This is a genomic window from Pseudomonas sp. 65/3-MNA-CIBAN-0223, from assembly GCF_040310425.1.
Taxonomy (GTDB): Bacteria; Pseudomonadota; Gammaproteobacteria; order Pseudomonadales; family Pseudomonadaceae; genus Aquipseudomonas; species Aquipseudomonas gregormendelii.
In genome coordinates, this window is record NZ_JBEOPV010000009.1 from 1 (window position 1) to 18099 (window position 18099).

The window sequence follows — 18099 nt, forward strand, 5'->3', positions numbered from 1 at the left end:
GCGATGGCGTCTGCGGATTCGACATTGATGTGACAGGCAGATTGTCATCTGCCAGCAGGCTAGCTCCCACAGGGTTTTTTGTGGTGGGCGCAGCATTTGTGTACGGCAGATATCTCTGTGGGAGCCGGGCTTGCCCGCGATGGCGTCTGCAGATTCGATATTGATGTGGCAGGGGGAAGACAGTTGCTCCCACCCTGGACGCTCTTCAGTTCATGAACATTGTTGACCCGCGTTTTCTTGCTTCAGCACATCAAACAACGCCTGCGCCGCCGCCGACAACTCCACCCCAGGCTTGGTCAACACCCCGATCGCCCGCTCAATCACCGGGTCATGCAGGGTCAGGCAATGCGCACCCAGTTCGCGCATCTGCCCGGCGCACAATGCCGGGACCGCGCTGACGCCCAGCCCGCTTGCGACCATACGCCCCACCGTTGCCAGCTGATGGCTTTCAAACTCCACCGGCAATTTCATTCCACGCGCCTGAAGGTGCTCCTCGAGCATCACCCGTACGGTGGACGGGCGCTGCAGGGTGATGAACGGTTCCTGCAGCAGGGTCTTCCAGGCGATATCGTCAAGCCGGGCCAGCGGTGAATCCAGGGGCACCACCGCGACGAAGCGATCCATGTACAGCGGTGTGAAGGCCAGCGACGAGCTGGTGGTTGGCTCAAACGCCACACCCAGCTCGACCTGTCGATCCCGCACCATTTCCAGCACCTGCTCGTTGATCACGTCATTTACCGTGACATTGACCTTGGGGTAACGCGCACGAAATGTCTTGAGGATCGGTGGCAACAGGTTGCCGGCAAACGAGGGCATCGCGGCCAGCGTGACTCGCCCGCGTTGCAGGGTGAAGCGCTGGCGCAACTCATCCTCGGCGTTGTCCCAGTCGGCGATCAGGCGCCGCGCCAGGGGCACCAGAGCCTCACCTTCGGCGGTCAGTGCGACGTTGCGGGTGTTGCGCGCAAACAAGCGCCCGCCCAGGCCTTCTTCCAGCGCCTTGATGGTCAGGCTCAGTGCTGATTGCGACAGGTGCAGGCGCTCGCAGGCAACGGCGAAACTCAGGCTCTGGGCGACGGCGAGGAAGGCGCGGATCTGTTTGACGGTCATGTCGCTTGGCTCCTGGAATCTCGAGAGTGTGAGCTGCAAGCTTGTGGGTGCATGGCCTGCGTGAGATGGCGCCCTTGGAGTGGCTATCGCGAGCAAGCTTTGCTCCCACAGTGCAGGGTGGCTGTAGCAAGTGTCGGTGCCTGGCCTGCCTGCGATGGCGCCCTTGGAATGGCTATCGCGAGCAAGTTTTGCTCCCTCAGTGCAGAGTGGCCTTGGAAAATGGAAAACTCTATTAGTGAGTTTTATCTATTAATACTTGCTAAAAATCAACTTAACAAATCAATCTTGCGGCGAGACACTTCAGTCATTCGGCTAGCCAGCCGCCCATAAAGAATAAAAGAGGTGCATATGGCAGGTTTCGACAAGCGTGTGAGTTCCTACGAAGAAGCGCTGGCAGGTCTCGAAGACGGCATGACCGTCATCGCCGGCGGCTTCGGTCTGTGCGGGATTCCGGAAAACCTGATCGCCGAGATCAAGCGCAAAGGCACACGCGACCTCACTGTGGTGTCCAACAACTGTGGCGTCGACGGCTTTGGCCTGGGCGTGCTGCTGGAAGACCGGCAGATCAGCAAAGTAGTGGCCTCGTACGTCGGTGAGAACAAACTGTTCGAAGACCAACTGCTCAAAGGCGAAATCGAAGTCGTCCTGACGCCCCAGGGTACCCTCGCGGAAAAAATGCGCGCTGGCGGCGCTGGCATTCCAGCCTTTTTTACCGCCACCGGCGTCGGCACACCGGTTGCCGACGGCAAGGAAGTGCGCGAATTCCACGGTCGCCAGTACCTGATGGAAGAGTCCATTACCGGTGACTTCGCCATCGTCAAAGGCTGGAAAGCCGACCACTTCGGCAACGTGATCTATCGCCACACCGCGCAGAACTTCAACCCGCTGGCGGCCACTGCCGGCAAGATCACCGTGGTCGAAGTCGAAGAAATCGTCGAGCCCGGCAAGCTGGACCCGGCGCAGATCCATACCCCTGGCATCTACGTGGACCGGGTCATTTGCGGCACGTTCGAGAAGCGCATCGAACAGCGCACCGTGCGTAAGTGATCACCTGCCCCCGGCCCGAATTGAAGGAATAACAACAATGGCACTTTCCCGCGAACAAATGGCTCAACGCGTCGCCCGCGAAATGCAGGACGGCTTCTACGTGAACCTGGGCATCGGCATCCCGACCCTGGTCGCCAACTACATCCCCGAAGGCATGGAAGTCATGCTGCAGTCGGAAAACGGCCTGCTCGGCATGGGTCCGTTCCCGACCGAAGAAACCATCGATGCCGACATGATCAACGCCGGCAAGCAAACCGTGACCGCGCGCATCGGCGCGTCGATCTTTTCCTCTGCCGAGTCCTTCGCGATGATTCGCGGTGGGCATGTCGACCTGACCGTGCTGGGTGCCTTCGAAGTCGACGTGCAAGGCAACATCGCCTCGTGGATGATCCCCGGCAAGCTGGTCAAGGGCATGGGCGGCGCCATGGATCTGGTGGCCGGTGCAGACAACATCATCGTCATCATGACCCACGCCTCGAAGGACGGTGAGTCCAAGCTCCTGGCAAAATGCAGTCTGCCGCTGACCGGCGCCGGTTGCATCAAGCGCGTGCTGACCGACCTGGCTTATCTTGAAATCGAAAACGGCGCGTTCATTCTCAAGGAGCGCGCACCGGGTGTCAGCGTCGAGGAAATCGTCGCCAAGACCGCGGGTAAACTGATCGTGCCTGATCACGTTCCGGAAATGCAGTTCGCTGCGCAGTGAGGAATAATTCCATGCAAGACGTTGTAATTGTAGCCGCCACCCGTACCGCCATTGGCAGCTTCCAGGGTGCGTTGGCCAGTGTGTCCGCCGTGGACCTGGGCGCCGCAGTGATCCGTCAGTTGCTGGCGCAGACCGGGCTCGACCCGGCGCAAGTGGATGAAGTGATCATGGGCCAGGTGCTGACCGCCGGCGCCGGGCAGAACCCAGCGCGCCAGTCCGCCATCAAGGCCGGCCTGCCGTTTACCGTGCCAGCCATGACCCTGAACAAGGTCTGCGGTTCGGGCCTCAAGGCCCTGCACCTGGCCACCCAGGCGATTCGCTGCGGCGACGCCGAGGTGATGATCGCCGGCGGCCAGGAGAACATGAGCCTGTCCAACTACGTCATGCCCGGCGCCCGTACCGGCCTGCGCATGGGCCACGCGCAAATCGTCGACACCATGATCAGCGACGGCCTGTGGGACGCGTTCAACGACTACCACATGGGCATCACCGCCGAGAACCTGGTTGAGCAGTACAACCTGACCCGCGAGCAACAGGATGCCTTCGCCGCGGCCTCGCAACAGAAAGCCTCGGCCGCCATTGAAGGCGGACGTTTTGTCGATGAAATCACGCCGATCCTGATTCCCCAACGCAAGGGTGAACCGCTGTCGTTCGCCACCGACGAGCAGCCGCGAGCCGACACCAGCGCCGCCGCCCTGGGCAAACTGCGCCCGGCGTTCAAAAAAGACGGTTCGGTGACCGCCGGTAATGCTTCGTCGCTCAACGATGGCGCCGCGGCCGTAATGCTTATGAGCGCGGCAAAAGCCAAAGCCCTGGGGCTGCCCGTGCTGGCAAAAATTGCTGCCTATGCCAATGCGGGCGTTGATCCGGCGATCATGGGCATCGGCCCGGTCTCGGCCACTCGCCGCTGCCTGGACAAGGCCGGCTGGTCGATCGGTCAGCTTGACCTGATCGAAGCCAACGAAGCCTTCGCCGCGCAATCCCTGGCGGTGGCCAAGGACCTGGGCTGGGACATGAACAAGGTCAACGTCAATGGCGGCGCCATCGCCCTCGGCCACCCGATTGGCGCATCGGGCTGCCGGGTGCTGGTGACCTTGCTGCATGAAATGATCAAGCGTGACGCCAAGAAAGGCCTCGCCACCTTGTGCATCGGTGGCGGCCAGGGCGTGGCGCTGGCCATAGAGCGGGCGTAAAGCATTCAACAGGCGGCGCGGGGACCCACGAAGAACCGCGCAGCCTGGCAACACACCCGGTGTGACACCTGTCGCACCGGGCTCCACGCATCAGCAAAACGATCCCCTGCTCCACATCAACAAAACGATCCCCGTGCTCTACACATCAATAAAACATCCCCCTGCGGCAGCTCCTACGGGGAGTTGGCTACGCCCATCAATTGCTCGCGCAGCTGCGGATTGCGTGTTCGCGGGTCCAGCCAGATATCAAAAAACGCCCGGGCGAATGCCGGGTCGTTCACCTCGTGCTGCAAGCGCTGCCCGACATAAAACCGTGCCCCCTGCCCCGGCAGATACACCCCGGTGATCCGCGTTCCGGCCTGCACATCGACAAATGCCTGTTGCATCTGCTTCTGCCATGCCTCCAGTTGCGCGGCACTCACCGACTCGCCTGACAGGCGCCTGATTTCATCGACGCTGGCCTGAACCAGGTCGTCCCGGGAAATCTTGCGCTGGTAAATGAGTTCAAGGGCGAACGGCTGGTCGCTCGCCAAAGGCTTGGCTGCACTCCACAGGCGGGCGTTATAGACATCAAAACCAAACCAGCGAAATTCGCCGGCACCAATGATCCGCGCCCCAGGCAAAGCCTCCTGCCAGTTGGCCAGCGCATGACCGGCCAACAAGGCCAGCAGCCACAAGCTATGACGCAGAATGGATCGGGAGCGGTTCATGATGGGCTCGATTCAGCGCAGAGGATGCCCAAAATTTATACGCCAAAACCCAAACTGTACAAGCTTTGAATGTTGTATACAAAAACCGCAAAGCTATACAACAATCCGTCCGGCGCATGCTAACGTGGCAGTCTCACACAGGATGGAGACGCGTGCGTGCTATTGCTCAAACTGCTGGTCATTCCCGGATTTCTGCTACTCATCTCCCTGGCGGGCAAACGCTGGGGCCCCAGCGTAGCTGGGTGGCTGTCAGGACTGCCAGTGGTGGTCGGGCCGATTCTGTTCTTCCTGGCCATCGAACAAGGCGAAGCATTCGCCGCCCGCTCGGCCACCGCCGCGTTATCGGCCATGTTCGCGATGATCGCCTTTTGCGTCACCTATGCCCAGGTCGCACAGCGCAGCAACTGGCCGACCGCGCTAAGTCTTTCGTTAGCCGTGTGGGCCATGTTGGCGGTGGTGTTATCGTCGATCCCCGCGTCCCTGGTGTTTTCCACAATCGCCGCTGCGAGCGCGTTGCTGGCGGCGCCTTATCTGTTTCCGTCGGTGCAGCCCGTGATCTCAGGCACCGCCCCCAAGTCTGACAGACTGCTATGGCGCATGGTCGCCGGTGCCCTGCTGACACTGGCGGTCACCTTGTTGGCAAGTACCGTGGGCGAGCGCTGGAGCGGCCTGCTGGCGGTGTTCCCGGTGCTCGGCAGCGTAATGGCCGTGTTCTCCCAGCAAACCCGTGGGCCGGCGTTCACGGCTGCGTTGCTGCGCGCCACGGCGACTGGCATGTATTCGTTTGCCGCCTTTTGCCTGGTCCTGGCCCTGGCCTTGCCGACAATGGGCCTCAGCGCATTTGCCCTCGGCGTCGCGGTCTCGGTGGCCATGCTCGGTGTGACCCGGCGCCTGCTGGCAAAACCTGCGGTCAGCGTGCGCGCCCAGGCTTGCGACGAGTGACTGGCCGAGCACCGGTACTGGAGTGACTTGCACGTGGCATGGGATGATCGCGTCTGAACCGATCGCGGCTGACGCGCGACAACCCCTGGAGATCCCGAATGTCATTGTTGAGCAACAAAGCCGTTGTCCTGTTGCTGGCCGTCGCTGCCAGCCTGGGGGCCCTGAATGCTCAGGCGGCCAAGGCCACCAGCAGTTCCGCATCGTCGCAGAAGGTGTCGATGCTGGGCGGCAAGTTCATCTTTACCCTGCCCAAAGGCTTCGTCGCCACGCCATTGCCGGCCAGCTCATCGGGCGCCAGCGGGACCATGTACGCCAACGAAACCACCAAGACCGTGGTGATCGCCGCAGAAAACACCCTGCCCGAGGGTCTCAAGGTCAAGGACAATGACGGCGCCTTTCTCGACGGTACTGCGGCGGACTTTGACGCGGCGCAGCGCAAGGCCCTCCCCGACTACAACAAGTTGAGCGAGAAAAGCCTGACCCTCAAAAGCACTGGTCTGGGTGTGCGCCAGGTCGACAGCACGGCCACCCAGGGTGGTGGGCAAACCCTCAACACCACGCTGATGGCGGCCTCCGGCAACCACATGGCGGTGGTCCGGGTGATTTCCCGGCCCGGCGACATGGCGGCGCATGAAACCCTGATCAAGCGGATGCTCAGCGGTAAATAAACCTAAGGGTTTAGGCTTTGCAGCCAGGCGTTCAAGTCCTGCATTTCGGCTGCGCTGATGCTGTGACCCACCCCCGGATAGGCATGAAATTGGGGCTTGAGCGACAGGCTTTGCAGAAGGCTGTTGGCGTCTGTGCCATCGACGTAAGGCAGGCGTTTGTCTGCGGTGCCATGGCCGATGAAGATCGCCAGCTGCTGGCGTTTTTCATCGGGTTTGAGCTCGGCCTTGAGCACCGGCAGGATACGCCCGCTCAGCGCTGCAATGCCTCCCAGCGCCTGCGGATGACGCAGCGCCACCTCGTAGGACATGATCGCACCCTGGCTGAAGCCCACGAGGAACACCTTGTTCGGTGCGGTGCGGTATTTGCTGGCGGCTTGGGTGATGAAGTCCAGCAAAACCTGGCTGCTGTTTTTCAGGTCATCGGTTTCGCCGTTGTAGGCACCCTGGCCTTTTTGGCGGAACCACTGGTACCTGCCTTCTTCCATCACCATCGGCGCGCGTACCGACAGGTAGTTGTACTGCTCGGGCAATTGATCCTTGATGCCGAACAGGTCCTCCTCGTTACTGCCATAGCCGTGGAGGAAAATCACCAGGGGCAGATTGCGCGAATCGGCGTGGGTCTGCTCCAGGTATTGGAGCGGCAGATCGGCTTGCAGCGGGGTTTGGGCGTGGACGGCGGTGGACGCCAGGAGTGTCAGCAGAGCGAAAAACTTCAACATAAACCTTCCTTCACAGGAGCTCTTTTTCTAGACGACGATTTTAATAAGAAAGAAAAAATCATTAATCTCAAATAGGTAGAAAACAATTTGACACTCAACCTTGGAATGACTTGATGGGCAGTACTCTGAACCCGCTCTGCCAAACACACAAGCACGGGGTGACGCAAGATATCGGCTACCCGTTAGTCAAAATTATGAAAGGAGCTTTCGACTCTCGCGGCAATGATGCTCGTGAATCTCTGCTCTCGTAATTGCTGGTTGGCTTTGACAGGAGCAGTACTCACCAATGGTGGGCGGTCGATCCTGGGGTCGGGCGCGGTGTGCTCACCACACGCCGAAAGAAGCAAGCACAGAGCAATTGGGGTCAGGGTAAGGCGAGCGTATGTAGACTTCTCAAAACGGCAAATCAGGCATCACTGCCTTGCCTACGGTGTTTGCCGAAGGTTTGAACTGTGCAGTGGGCGGTCGAGTGCCCACTCAGTCTGTCGATCCTGAAGCGGGATTCTACCCAAGCAGGTTGTGCCAATAAAAGACTTGAAGAAGATGCATCGATTCTTTGTCTTCGCGCTGGGAGCCGCCAAGGAAGCGCTGACGTCCGTTACGCATTGATCCCGTTTCCGTTGGGATTGCAGGGACAACAGCAAATCTCGAAATCATCTTCACGCCCTCTCCAAGCAACTCATCACCATTAGCGGCTATGAGCCACTCTCGCAAGCGAGCGCAGTCAGGTTCCGATGAGAAGCACGACCGGACATGAGTCGATTGGATGGATCGCAGGAAATGTTCACCGTCGCTTTTAAGCATAAGAGCCGGAGTTCTCGCTAGCCAATCCCAGCTCCCTCATCAGGCTACGCAGCTTTCACGAGCCGATCTGCTAGCTATGTTGGTGCATTCTCTAAACCAGCTTGCGACAGGCTGCAAGGCCTTCACTCAGCGAAACGAGAAAATACCTATACAAAATGAAATTCTTGTATAGGTTCTCAGCAATGTATGTCACTCTGCCATCAGTCGGTTAGCATCCTCTGCTGCGCTAGTGCCTAGCCAGGCTGTCGTAACTTTCAAATGGGCGGTAGCGGTACACCAGTAGCCCTGACACGGATAGCAAAATGGAAGCACCAAGTCCTGCCCGTACAGGGTCTATCTAAGAGCTCCGCCCATGAAAAACTCAATCTCACTAGCCTCGCGCATAGGCCTTGGCTTCGCCGTAATTGTATCGTTGCTTATCCTAATCACCGCCGTGGGCATTCAACGGGTAGGCTTTATCCACTCCACCCTGGAACACGTGAGCGAAAATGCGGCGAAAATTCAACGCTACGCTATTAACTTTCGGGGGAGCGTGCACAACCGAGCTATTGCCATTCGGGACGCAGTATTAGTGGATAGTGATCAAGACTTAGCCGTCCATCTCAACGAAGTTACCAATCTAGAACAGGCCTACTCCGATTCAGCAACACCAATGGATCAGCTATTCGCAACTGCTGGTGTAACATCGCAGGAGCAACAGCTGCTAAGAGCGATTAAAGATATCGAAACGCAAACGCTCGCTTCCACTAAATCGGTAATCGCCCTGCGCCGCGCCGGAGATATCTCTGGAGCACAAGCTTTGCTGCTGCGCCAGACCTCAGGTGAATACAGCGAGTGGTTGAAACGCGTGAACGCACTGATTGACTACGAAGAAGCCTCGATCAAGAGCCAACTCACTGCTGTACAGGCCACTGCCAGTGAGTTTAGAGGACTGATGCTCATGGCAACCGGCATAGCACTGCTGCTGAGCATCATCCTGGCAATCTCTATCATCCGCTTCGTCAAGTCCACGCTGGGCGCTGAGCCGACTCAGGTTGCGCAGGCTATCCAACGGTTGGCCGCAGGCGATTTGCAACAAGTGATCGTTACCGATTATCCGAACAGCGTGATGGGCGTTCTGAAAACTGCTCTTAGCCGTTTGGCTGATACCATTAGTGAAGTACGTATAGCGGCCCAAGAGGTCAACAATTCATCTCGGCAACTGTTGACCACATCGTCCACCAATAACAATCAAATCAGCCTGCAGACCCGTGAAGCCGAGCAGGTGGCAACTGCAATTACGCAAATGGCGGCAACGGTCAATGAAGTTTCAGGCTATGCCTCTCAAGCAGCGGACGCGACGCGTCTAGCCGATGCTGAAGTTGTAAGCGGAAATCGCGTCGTTGCGGACACCACTCTCGCTATTGAACAATTGGCGGACACACTGGTTGAAACCACCAATACCGTAGAGCAGGTGTCCAAGCGCAGCGAAGAGATTGAAATAGTGATCGAGGTAATCAATTCAATTGCCACGCAAACTAACCTATTGGCGCTTAACGCTGCCATCGAAGCGGCCCGAGCAGGTGAGCATGGCCGAGGGTTTGCGGTTGTGGCCGATGAGGTGCGCTCTCTAGCTAATCGAACTCAGGAGTCGACGCGGGAAATTCGCGAAATGATCGGTACCCTGCAGAGCGGAACTGAAACTGCTGCACAAACCATGCGTAATAGTTGCGAACTGGTAAGCCACACCGTTTCGCAAACCCGCAATGCCCAGGCGGCGCTAGGTAAAATTAGCCAGCAAGTCGGCGCCATAAACCACATGAATGCACAAATCGCCAGCGCATCTGTCCAGCAAAGCGTGGTGGCCGAAGACGTTGCGCAAAATATCACGCGCATCCATAGCTCAACGGTGCAATCGGCAACTGGCTCTCGAGAAGTTGCGACGGCCAGTCAGGAGTTAGCGCAGCTAGCTGATCGCCTTACCCAGAAGGTCGCATTTTTTAGAGTGACTTAAACGCTACCAATTCCCCACAACAGCGCACTTCCCTGATCACATCGCCGCATGCTGCTAGAGAAGACCAGTGGTAGGTGGTTTCAAATGCACAGCTATTCAGGTTTTTCCTATCTGGTCGATACGCTGCACAGAGCACGCATTTTGCGGGCCGCCTATTGATGCCATGTCGAATCAAATTTGATGGTGGCATTTGGCTTCAGCTGAGCAATTATCGGCACCTACTTATCTCTCCGGCAAGGACTGCCCACTAAAATCGCTTTTGCTTGGAATCGGTATGGCCAGGATTTGCTCGCTTCTTTCGCTAGTTACAGCTTTGATATGTGCTGATGTTTGGGCTGGTATAGCCAAGCTTGAGGTCGAAATAAACGAGCAAAACGGCAATCCGCTGTCCGACGCGGTGCTCACTCTTCAAGGGCCAATTGGCCAGCCCTCAGCTCATCGAAACGCCGATATGGATCAGCGCTCTCAACAGTTCGCCCCGCATGTGCTGGCAGTGCATACCGGTACGCCTATCAAGTTCCCAAACAGCGACAACATCCGCCATCAGGTCTACTCGTTCTCGCCGGCAAAACGCTTCGAGCTACGTCTTTACGAAGGCACACCGTCCGACCCAGTCCTGTTCGACAAGACTGGTGTTGTGGTGCTTGGATGCAACATCCATGACTGGATGCTTGGCTACGTTTACGTCACTGACGATCCGCGCTTTGGCGTCACTGACGCTCAAGGAAAATTGACGCTTGATAACCTTCCCGTCGGTGTTTACCAGGTCACTCTCTGGCATCCACAACTCAAAGACATGCAGCCGCTCAGTGCAGGTTCTATAAAAGTACCTGTCGACGGTCTCAAGCAGACCTTTAACCTCACCCTGGAGCCTTTGTCTACGAACGCTCCAACCGCACCTGCACCGAGTACCTTCGGCGACGCGTTCAAGCGAGCTGCCCGTGAAACTGCGCAATAGTTTTCAGGCTCAAGTTACCGCAGTTCTGATCCTGCTTTTACTGGTGGTGATTGGCTCACTTTATTTCAGCGTAAAGGTTGCGACCAACTCAGCGGTGCGTAGCCAGGCCAATACTCAACTGGACGTCGGTACGCGAGTCTTCGAACGCCTGCTTGAGGTGCGAGGGCGACGCTTGGCAGACGGAGTGCAATTACTCGCAGCCGACTTCGGTTTTCGCGATGCGGTGGCCAGCAGAGATTCCGCAACCATACGTTCGGTGCTGCTCAATCATGGCAAGCGCATCAACGCCAGTGACATGATTCTACTCAGTATGGATGGAACAGTTCTCGCTAGCACTCTCGACGATGTGGCGGATGGCTCGCTGTTTCGTTTCGACCAAGCTCTGCGCGAAGCCCGGCGCATGCAACAAACTATGTTGATCGTGCCACTGCAGGGTAAGCCCCACTTGCTTGTTGAAGCGACAGTGCTCGCGCCTCTACCGATTGCCAGGGTGGTGATGGGCTTCAGCATGGACAGTGCATTTGCCCGGGAGTTGCGCTCGCTTACCAATCTTGAAGTGTCGTTTCTGGCAGTGGATAAACAACAGCCGGGGCCACTCGTCAGCACCCAACCTGACATTCTTGGCCCAAGTATCACAGGGCTGATGCTTAACACGTCTATGCGCGACGCGGTTCAGCTGACGGAGCACTTGGAGAATAATTTCCTGAGCCAGTCCTTGGTGTTGGCTGGCGGCGCGGATGGATATGACGGTCAAGTGATAGCTTTATTGCAAAGCCCACTCGATGCTGCCATGCGAGCGTTTGCTCCCCTTGATGAAAAAATCCTTGGCATTGCCTTGATAGCCTTGCTTGCCTCATTAGCGGGGGCTCTCCTATTGGCCCGAGGTGTGTCGCAACCCGTTAGATCTTTGGCCCTAGCAGCGGAGCGAATCGGCCAAGGCGATTATCAAACTCCCGTAATACTAAGGAGAAGTGACGAATTCGGATTACTGGCCAAAGCAGTCAACTCTATGCAGCGCGGCATCGCAGAGCGTGAACAGCAACTGGCTCACAACGCCCTGCATGATCCCCTCACTGGCTTGCCCAACCGCGCTTTAGCAGTAGAGCGATTAGGCAGCGCGATTGCCGCAACACGACCGATGGCATTGATCGTCTTGGGCATTCAAAACCTGCGGTCTATCAACGAAACAGCCGACCCTGAAACGGTTGATCAGTTGCTCCGCCAAACCGGTCAGCGCCTACAGGAATCGCTGCATCCCGGTGATACGGTAGCGCATCTGATCGCCGACGAGTTTCTGCTCTTGCTTGATGGCTTCGACAGTGATGCGGCAGTCGCAGTAGCTGACCGGATTCAGCAATTACTGCTTAAGCCTCAGCATATCAACGGTCACGATTTGGCTCTGGATTGCAGACTCGGTATAGCGGCATTTCCCGCTGATGGGCAAAGCGCGCAGACGCTACTGGAACGCGCCTCCATTGCCATGAAAGACGCTGCGCAGTTGCCCGGCCATTTACAAATTTATCAACACGGGCGTGACTTGGCCCACCGTCGACAGATCACTCTGATTCGTGACCTGCGCCACGCTGCCAGCAAAGGCGAGCTTCTACTGCATTACCAGCCGAAGTTGGATATCCGTAAAGGTCACGTCCGCCAAGCCGAAGCCTTATTGCGCTGGCAGCACCCGCAACTTGGAATGGTTTCGCCTGCTGAGTTCATTCCTTTGGCAGAACGTACTGCAAGCATCCAAGTGCTTACTAATTGGGTGATCAACGAGGGGATGCGCCAACTCTCCGAGTGGAATCAGCGGGGTCTTTGCTTGCAGCTTTCGCTAAACATTTCCGCCGATGACTTACTTAGCGATGAACTGGCCGCTCGCGTCTTGGCATTATTACGAAACTACCGCCTGCCAGCGGAGCAATTGATATTCGAAATCACCGAAAGCGCAGTCATGCGGGAGCCGGAGCGTGCATTAAAAGTCCTGCATCAACTGCGTGATTGCGGCATTAGCTTGTCGGTGGATGACTTCGGTACTGGCTACTCGTCCTTGGCTCACCTCAAGCGACTCCCTGTACAGGAGTTGAAAATTGATCAGTCCTTCGTCCGTGACCTGGATGAAACCAGTGAGGACGCCGTGATCGTCCGCTCGACCATCGAAATGAGCCATAACCTTGGTCTTAAGGTCGTTGCCGAAGGCGTCGAGTATGCACACAGCCTGCGCTTACTCGAACGCTGGCACTGCGATACGGCGCAGGGTTATCTCATCAGTCGGCCACTTACTGCCGCAGCATTTGAAGCCTGGGTGGCCTTGCCTCTTAACTTTCATACATCCATTGTTCATTGATCGCCATGACCTATCGTTTCTCTCTGCTGATCGGCTGTCTCATCGGCCTGAGCCTCCAAACCTCCCTCGCTGATAATGGACGGCTGATTGCCACAGGTGGTGCCAGTAGCCTCGAGGGTGCAGCAGGCGGAGGTATTACACCTTGGGCAATACTTACTGGCTACGGCGAAAAGAACGAGTGGGACGCGACCGCGTTCGCTACTACGGTCAATTTGCCGGACTATCGGCTGGATGTTGCTGGGTTAGCTTTGGCCTATGACAACCGTATCGAGCTGTCTTTCGCCCGGCAGCGTTTTGATCTGGGGTCTTTGGTTAGCAAACTGAATCTCCCTGAAGATAACCTAAGCCAAGACGTACTCGGGCTAAAGGTGCGTTTGTTTGGTGACGTGATCTACGACGATCTCCCGCAGGTGTCGCTAGGGTTGGAGTACAAACATCAGCGCGATTTTCTGATCTCGAGCCTGGTTGACGCTCAGCGTGACAGCGACACTGAGGGATATATAGCCGCAAGTCGCTTGTTCATGGGCGCAGCATTTGGCTACAACCTCTTGGTCAATGGCAGCCTGCGGTACAGCCGCGCCAATGAAACCGGGTTGCTGGGTTTTGGTGGTGACCGTCGAGACACTCGCAGTGTGCTCAAGGAGGGGTCGATTGCCGTGCTGTTCAACCCGCACTGGGCGCTGGGCGTCGAGTACCGGCAGAAGCCGGACAACCTGTCGTTCGCCGGGGAAAGCGATTGGGCGGATCTGTTTTTAGGATATTTCCCCAACAAGCATATGTCGGTGGTCCTGGCCTATGCACGCCTGGGGGAGATCGCCACGCTAGATAACCAAAACGGCACATATCTGTCCTTGCAGGGAAGTTTCTGATGCGATTGTTGCCACTGTTTCTCGTTTTGCTATTGAGTGCTTGTGCGCAAAAAGCTCCTAAGGATGACAGCCTTTATCAAGCCCTGGGCGCACATCTGGGGATCACTCGAATTGTTGAGGGCATGCTGCTAAACATTGCTCGGGACGAGCGAATCGTTGAGCGGTTTCGCAAGATCGATATCCAGCGGCTACGGGACAAATTGATTGAGCAATTTTGTGTTGAAGCGGGCGGCCCTTGTACCTATACCGGTGACAGCATGGCCGAGAGTCACAGGGGGCAAAATGTCAGCCGCAGTGACTTCAATGCGCTGGTCGAAGACTTGATTGCAGCGATGGATGATCTGGGGATCGCGGTGCCGGTGCAGAATCGTTTGATTGCGCGACTGGCCCCTATGCGCGGGGAAGTAATTGAAAAGTGAGCCGGAGATTCGCTTAGAGTTCTGCTAATCGTATAGGGAAGTGATGGAGCGATGCTATCTCACGTCCGTAAATGCGCAACCATCGGCTATCTCATTTATGGATGAGAGGTCTCCCGCCCACTCCCAGCCTTGTGCACGGAGGCGATTCCCGAATGAAGTAGGGAATAAGACACCGCATCATGGGAAATAACTCGATTGGCTGAGTGCTCAAGCACCACTCTGTTACCCCAGTAGCTTTAGCAAATAGTAAATCGCATTGTCCGCTACAGAATGCGAATAGCCTATGCGCAGGGTGATTATCCTCACCGGCCGGAGCCCATTGGGGCACTGCTTGACGAAATGGCTCACTGTTCTTCGTTTCACATAAAGCCACATGACACGAATTTCATTAGCGATTACGGTACAGAAGCACATCGGCATAACCGCATACCCGACTCAGCAACCGCACCGGCCTCCTCTGCCACAGTTGCCCTTTACCCCAGGCAAGAGCTTTGTCAGGTACGAATTTGTGCTGGGCCGGCAGCTAACTGCCGCCTCTGCCGCGCTGGATTTACCAGCGATGAGAGCAATCGAGATCACGGCTGAGCTATCCAAGGGCCGGGCATCACCGTTTACTCAGAATAAAACAGTGACGCCCATTGTAAGTCCAGATATTTCGGAATACCTTGTACAATACCTATACAACATTGGAAGCTTTGTACAATAATGGCCAATGGCATCTAGTGATGCATTTTGCGGGTGAATGCTCACTGCTCCGCCAAGAAATAAAAATTGTGCAACGCCGTGGCCAGGACGCCAAGCTGGTATTTTTTTGACATTAGGCATGCTGAGTTCGGCGCCAAGGCTTTGTGCGCCAATCTCGATCAGATGCAGTCGTCATTGCATGCGAGCTTTGCAGATGGCCGCTGGATTGCAATCCTAGACTCGACCCGATGGAGTGCCAACTGCCCACCTAGGTTTTTGAGTAATTGCACTGAAATGGGGGGCATCACTGCCGCTCCTCTCGTTAGTTGAACGTCTATGCTGCGTACGCCCCGATTTGAAATGGATATTCCATGCTGACGGGTGACGCCGCTGTAGAGAAAATCGCTGCGAGGTGTCAGCGCTAAAACTCAGGGATGGCAAACGGCCTAAATTGTAAAAAGCAGGCTCAACTATTTCCATTAAAAATCGCCAAGTTAAGAAGCTCGGCAATTTTAGGTTTAGAGAGATCCACCTCAACCTGTCAGGTGGTATCTGATATTAGTAAATTCACCAACACCAAGCCATTGTTGTTGATACTCTTAATTTGCGTTCAGTAACAGGTAGACGCGCGCCATCTCCAGTGCGACGTCTTGGCCACGTCATATGCCGATTACAATGTAGGAAACTTCTTGCACGTGCGCCTCAGACGCAAGCGCGCGAGCCACGCTCTTATTTCCTTTGCAATACTGGAGAACTCTGTGACGCTAAGTATTTCTCGTTTGATGGTTTTCTGTGCAGCAGGCTTGGTCGCAACCGCAGTGGGTTTGACCTTATTAATGCACACCCAAATCAATGACCTCGATGACATGGAGCTCAATAGCAAGCAGTTAGGAACCGCTCTTGAATCAACCCAAGAACTGCGTTACGACAGCGCACAAATTCAACAGTTTTATACTGATGCCAGCCTAACCCAAGACGCTGAACCCTTAGACGATGCGCAGAAATATTACACCGCATCGCTTCAGTTACTTGATGAACTTACGCCCATGGTTCCGAGCCTTTCCAGCCGTATTCAGGCTTTGCGCACTCCACTTGAGCAGCTTAACAGTACCGGTATGCTCATGGTGCAGGCCTATGCCCGTAATAAAGTTGATGGAGATAAAGTCATGGAAGACTTTGACCTGCGTTCAGCAAAAGTTATTTCCGACTTTGCCGCTTTTAGTGAGCCGCTGGATAAGCTATATCGTCAGCAGCTAACTGACAGTAAGGCTGAGCGCACAATGATTCGAACCACTAACCTCATCGCGTGGAGCACGGTCTTGGTCATTATGCTTGGGGCATTGTGGTTAATTGCCAATCGGGTACTACCGCCCATGCAGTCTTTGAGTAAGGCTCTGAGCGCGTTGAATGACGGTAGTGGCGACCTGAGCCGCACTATCAAATCGAATCGAAATGACGAAATTGGACAGGTTATCGAGCTGTTCAATGCGTTCCTTGGAAACCTACGCCTCAAAATCACCACAGTTGCAGATGTTTCAACGGGCCTGGAGCGCTCCGCCGAACAATTGCTCCGCGATGCTGGCGCGTCTCAGCGCAGTGCTACGGATCTGCAAGTCGAGGTGGAACAAGTTGCGGCGGCGGCTAATCAGATGGCCACCAACGTGCAGGGCGTGGCTACAAACGCCCAAGCCAGCGCGGCTCAAACTCAAGATGCCGATAAGCAGGCACAAGCGGCGATCACCGTCGTCAATGAAACTATCATCGATATTCGCGCCCTTGCAGATGAAGTGGGTCGTGCTGCGATTGTGATTTTCGATCTAGAAAGCCATTCACGCGAGATAGGTGGGGTACTGGAGGTGATTCGTACTATTGCCGAACAAACCAATTTACTGGCTCTTAACGCAGCCATTGAAGCCGCTCGTGCAGGCGAGCAAGGTCGTGGTTTTGCCGTAGTGGCTGACGAAGTGCGTACGCTCGCTAGCCGAACGCAAAAGTCTACTCAAGAGATAAACGGCATGATCGACCGCCTGCAAAAAGCTTCAAAACAAGCCGTAGAAGTAATGGACGATAGCCGTATCTTCGCGGAGCGCGGCGTGCAGCAGGCGATTAGCGCTGGCGAGGCGCTACAACGAATCAGCGGACTGGTGTCTTCTGTATCAGACATGAGCCTACAGATAGCTCAAGCTGCAAATGAGCAGGCCATGGTTACCGATGAAATTAATCGACGAATCAGCAGTGTGTCGGTCGTCGCGAACACCACTGCAGCGCTAGCGGAAAGCACTCTTAAGCGCGGACGCGAAAGCGGCGGAGACGCCGAGCGTTTATTGAAAATTGTGCATCAGTTCAAACTCTAATCCTGAATCGGCCCAGGTTTTCTAGAAACCTTGCAAACTCTTGAACGGCTTCGCATACCTCGCCCTCTCGAAGCTTGATATCGAAGGGAAGGACGATCCATTGTAACCGTCCGCCCAACACACCGTCCCGATCCCAACGCTTAGGGCAATGATGCCGAATCAATCCAAAATGGGCACCTGAAATGCCACATACCGGCACAATCTCACTCGTTTTGGCTAACGTCAATCCTCAGGGCGGTACCAGCATCGCCATGTTCGATTTCCCACCGGACTCGGTGATGCAGAACCCCATCGATGGTGTCCGGGCCTATGAAGAGTTGGGGGCGGCGTTGCCTGGCTTGATCGAAAGCTTTGAACCGGAAAATCCGGGCATGCACACCACAGCCACCATCGATTACGGAATTATTCTGGAGGGTGAGATATGGCTGGAGTTGGATAACGGTAAGAGCCGCATCGTGAAGGCGGGCGACATCGTCATTCAAAATGGTACACAAAAGCGGGCTGTAACTGCTTGAAAGGCAGGAGCAAGAGCAAGAGCATGTCAAAGAGGCGGGTGTCTAGAAAATGCAGGATTGGGGTGAAGCCTAA

Annotated in this window: 14 protein-coding genes and 3 pseudogenes; 14 read left to right on the top strand and 3 right to left on the bottom strand. The window is 56.0% G+C overall.

What is annotated here, in order from left to right:
• Nucleotides 1-210 precede the first annotated feature (210 nt).
• Entirely contained in the window at nt 211-1107 is an 897-nt protein-coding gene (locus AAEZ09_RS12585; protein ID WP_045060545.1) for a LysR family transcriptional regulator, read from the bottom strand.
• A 348-nt stretch (nt 1108-1455) separates the two neighbouring features.
• Here AAEZ09_RS12585 and AAEZ09_RS12590 point away from each other — a divergent pair, with 348 nt between their 5' ends.
• The 3 genes from AAEZ09_RS12590 to AAEZ09_RS12600 are packed head-to-tail and all read left to right on the top strand — an operon-like array spanning nt 1456 to nt 4050.
• The gene (locus AAEZ09_RS12590) at nt 1456-2154 is read left to right on the top strand and encodes a CoA transferase subunit A (protein WP_350599635.1); all 699 of its coding nucleotides are present in this window, start codon (nt 1456-1458) and stop codon (nt 2152-2154) included.
• Between the two features lie 37 nt (nt 2155-2191).
• Nucleotides 2192-2857 (top strand): CoA transferase subunit B, encoded by a 666-nt coding sequence (locus tag AAEZ09_RS12595; protein ID WP_045060542.1) that lies wholly within the window; start codon nt 2192-2194, stop codon nt 2855-2857.
• 11 nt (nt 2858-2868) lie between these two features.
• On the top strand, nt 2869-4050 hold the full coding sequence (locus tag AAEZ09_RS12600) for an acetyl-CoA C-acetyltransferase (protein WP_122839164.1): 1182 nt from the start codon (nt 2869-2871) through the stop codon (nt 4048-4050).
• 173 nt (nt 4051-4223) lie between these two features.
• Here AAEZ09_RS12600 and AAEZ09_RS12605 read toward each other — a convergent pair whose 3' ends face one another.
• Nucleotides 4224-4760, bottom strand: a complete 537-nt coding sequence (locus tag AAEZ09_RS12605; RefSeq protein WP_350599636.1) for a chalcone isomerase family protein — start codon at nt 4758-4760, stop codon at nt 4224-4226.
• A gap of 156 nt (nt 4761-4916) precedes the next feature.
• Here AAEZ09_RS12605 and AAEZ09_RS12610 point away from each other — a divergent pair, with 156 nt between their 5' ends.
• Both AAEZ09_RS12610 and AAEZ09_RS12615 read left to right on the top strand, forming a co-directional pair.
• On the top strand, nt 4917-5702 hold the full coding sequence (locus AAEZ09_RS12610; RefSeq protein WP_205894241.1) for a hypothetical protein: 786 nt from the start codon (nt 4917-4919) through the stop codon (nt 5700-5702).
• Between the two features lie 98 nt (nt 5703-5800).
• The gene (locus tag AAEZ09_RS12615) at nt 5801-6370 is read left to right on the top strand and encodes a DcrB/PsbP domain-containing protein (RefSeq protein WP_045060538.1); all 570 of its coding nucleotides are present in this window, start codon (nt 5801-5803) and stop codon (nt 6368-6370) included.
• Between the two features lie 2 nt (nt 6371-6372).
• Here AAEZ09_RS12615 and AAEZ09_RS12620 read toward each other — a convergent pair whose 3' ends face one another.
• Entirely contained in the window at nt 6373-7089 is a 717-nt protein-coding gene (locus AAEZ09_RS12620) for an alpha/beta hydrolase (protein ID WP_045060537.1), read from the bottom strand.
• A 1156-nt stretch (nt 7090-8245) separates the two neighbouring features.
• On the opposite strand from AAEZ09_RS12620, the pseudogene AAEZ09_RS29425 reads away from it, so the two are divergent.
• The 9 genes and pseudogenes from AAEZ09_RS29425 to AAEZ09_RS12655 all read left to right on the top strand — a co-directional run.
• Nucleotides 8246-8758 (top strand): annotated as a pseudogene (locus AAEZ09_RS29425) (MCP four helix bundle domain-containing protein); the annotation flags it as partial.
• Between the two features lie 600 nt (nt 8759-9358).
• Nucleotides 9359-9886, top strand: a pseudogene (locus tag AAEZ09_RS29430) (methyl-accepting chemotaxis protein); the annotation flags it as partial.
• 274 nt (nt 9887-10160) lie between these two features.
• Nucleotides 10161-10844 carry a methylamine utilization protein gene (locus AAEZ09_RS12630; RefSeq protein ID WP_502947580.1) on the top strand — a complete coding sequence of 228 codons (684 nt, stop codon included), beginning with the start codon at nt 10161-10163 and terminating at the stop codon, nt 10842-10844.
• Nucleotides 10828-13185 (top strand): putative bifunctional diguanylate cyclase/phosphodiesterase, encoded by a 2358-nt coding sequence (locus tag AAEZ09_RS12635; protein WP_350599639.1) that lies wholly within the window; start codon nt 10828-10830, stop codon nt 13183-13185. Before AAEZ09_RS12630 ends, AAEZ09_RS12635 begins: the two co-directional genes overlap by 17 nt.
• A 5-nt stretch (nt 13186-13190) precedes the next feature.
• Nucleotides 13191-14054 (top strand): DUF3034 family protein, encoded by an 864-nt coding sequence (locus AAEZ09_RS12640; protein ID WP_045060533.1) that lies wholly within the window; start codon nt 13191-13193, stop codon nt 14052-14054.
• Nucleotides 14054-14473 (top strand): group I truncated hemoglobin, encoded by a 420-nt coding sequence (locus tag AAEZ09_RS12645; protein WP_045060532.1) that lies wholly within the window; start codon nt 14054-14056, stop codon nt 14471-14473. The genes AAEZ09_RS12640 and AAEZ09_RS12645 overlap by 1 nt, the downstream gene beginning before the upstream one ends.
• 2012 nt (nt 14474-16485) lie before the next feature.
• A pseudogene (locus AAEZ09_RS29435) lies at nt 16486-16653 on the top strand (HAMP domain-containing protein); the annotation flags it as partial.
• A 123-nt stretch (nt 16654-16776) separates the two neighbouring features.
• Nucleotides 16777-17511 carry a methyl-accepting chemotaxis protein gene (locus AAEZ09_RS29440; protein WP_414704667.1) on the top strand — a complete coding sequence of 245 codons (735 nt, stop codon included), beginning with the start codon at nt 16777-16779 and terminating at the stop codon, nt 17509-17511.
• A 182-nt stretch (nt 17512-17693) separates the two neighbouring features.
• Nucleotides 17694-18026, top strand: a complete 333-nt coding sequence (locus AAEZ09_RS12655; RefSeq protein ID WP_350599641.1) for a cupin domain-containing protein — start codon at nt 17694-17696, stop codon at nt 18024-18026.
• Nucleotides 18027-18099: the final 73 nt, after the last annotated feature.

Bases quoted from the DNA above. Each gene is read 5' to 3' on its own strand.
- AAEZ09_RS12585 (WP_045060545.1), bottom strand. From the start codon at position 1,107: ATGACCGTCAAACAGATCCGCGCCTTCCTCGCCGTCGCCCAGAGCCTG.
- AAEZ09_RS12590 (WP_350599635.1), top strand. From the start codon at position 1,456: ATGGCAGGTTTCGACAAGCGTGTGAGTTCCTACGAAGAAGCGCTGGCA.
- AAEZ09_RS12595 (WP_045060542.1), top strand. From the start codon at position 2,192: ATGGCACTTTCCCGCGAACAAATGGCTCAACGCGTCGCCCGCGAAATG.
- AAEZ09_RS12600 (WP_122839164.1), top strand. From the start codon at position 2,869: ATGCAAGACGTTGTAATTGTAGCCGCCACCCGTACCGCCATTGGCAGC.
- AAEZ09_RS12605 (WP_350599636.1), bottom strand. From the start codon at position 4,760: ATGAACCGCTCCCGATCCATTCTGCGTCATAGCTTGTGGCTGCTGGCC.
- AAEZ09_RS12615 (WP_045060538.1), top strand. From the start codon at position 5,801: ATGTCATTGTTGAGCAACAAAGCCGTTGTCCTGTTGCTGGCCGTCGCT.
- AAEZ09_RS12620 (WP_045060537.1), bottom strand. From the start codon at position 7,089: ATGTTGAAGTTTTTCGCTCTGCTGACACTCCTGGCGTCCACCGCCGTC.
- AAEZ09_RS12630 (WP_502947580.1), top strand. From the start codon at position 10,161: ATGGCCAGGATTTGCTCGCTTCTTTCGCTAGTTACAGCTTTGATATGT.
- AAEZ09_RS12640 (WP_045060533.1), top strand. From the start codon at position 13,191: ATGACCTATCGTTTCTCTCTGCTGATCGGCTGTCTCATCGGCCTGAGC.
- AAEZ09_RS12645 (WP_045060532.1), top strand. From the start codon at position 14,054: ATGCGATTGTTGCCACTGTTTCTCGTTTTGCTATTGAGTGCTTGTGCG.
- AAEZ09_RS12655 (WP_350599641.1), top strand. From the start codon at position 17,694: ATGCCACATACCGGCACAATCTCACTCGTTTTGGCTAACGTCAATCCT.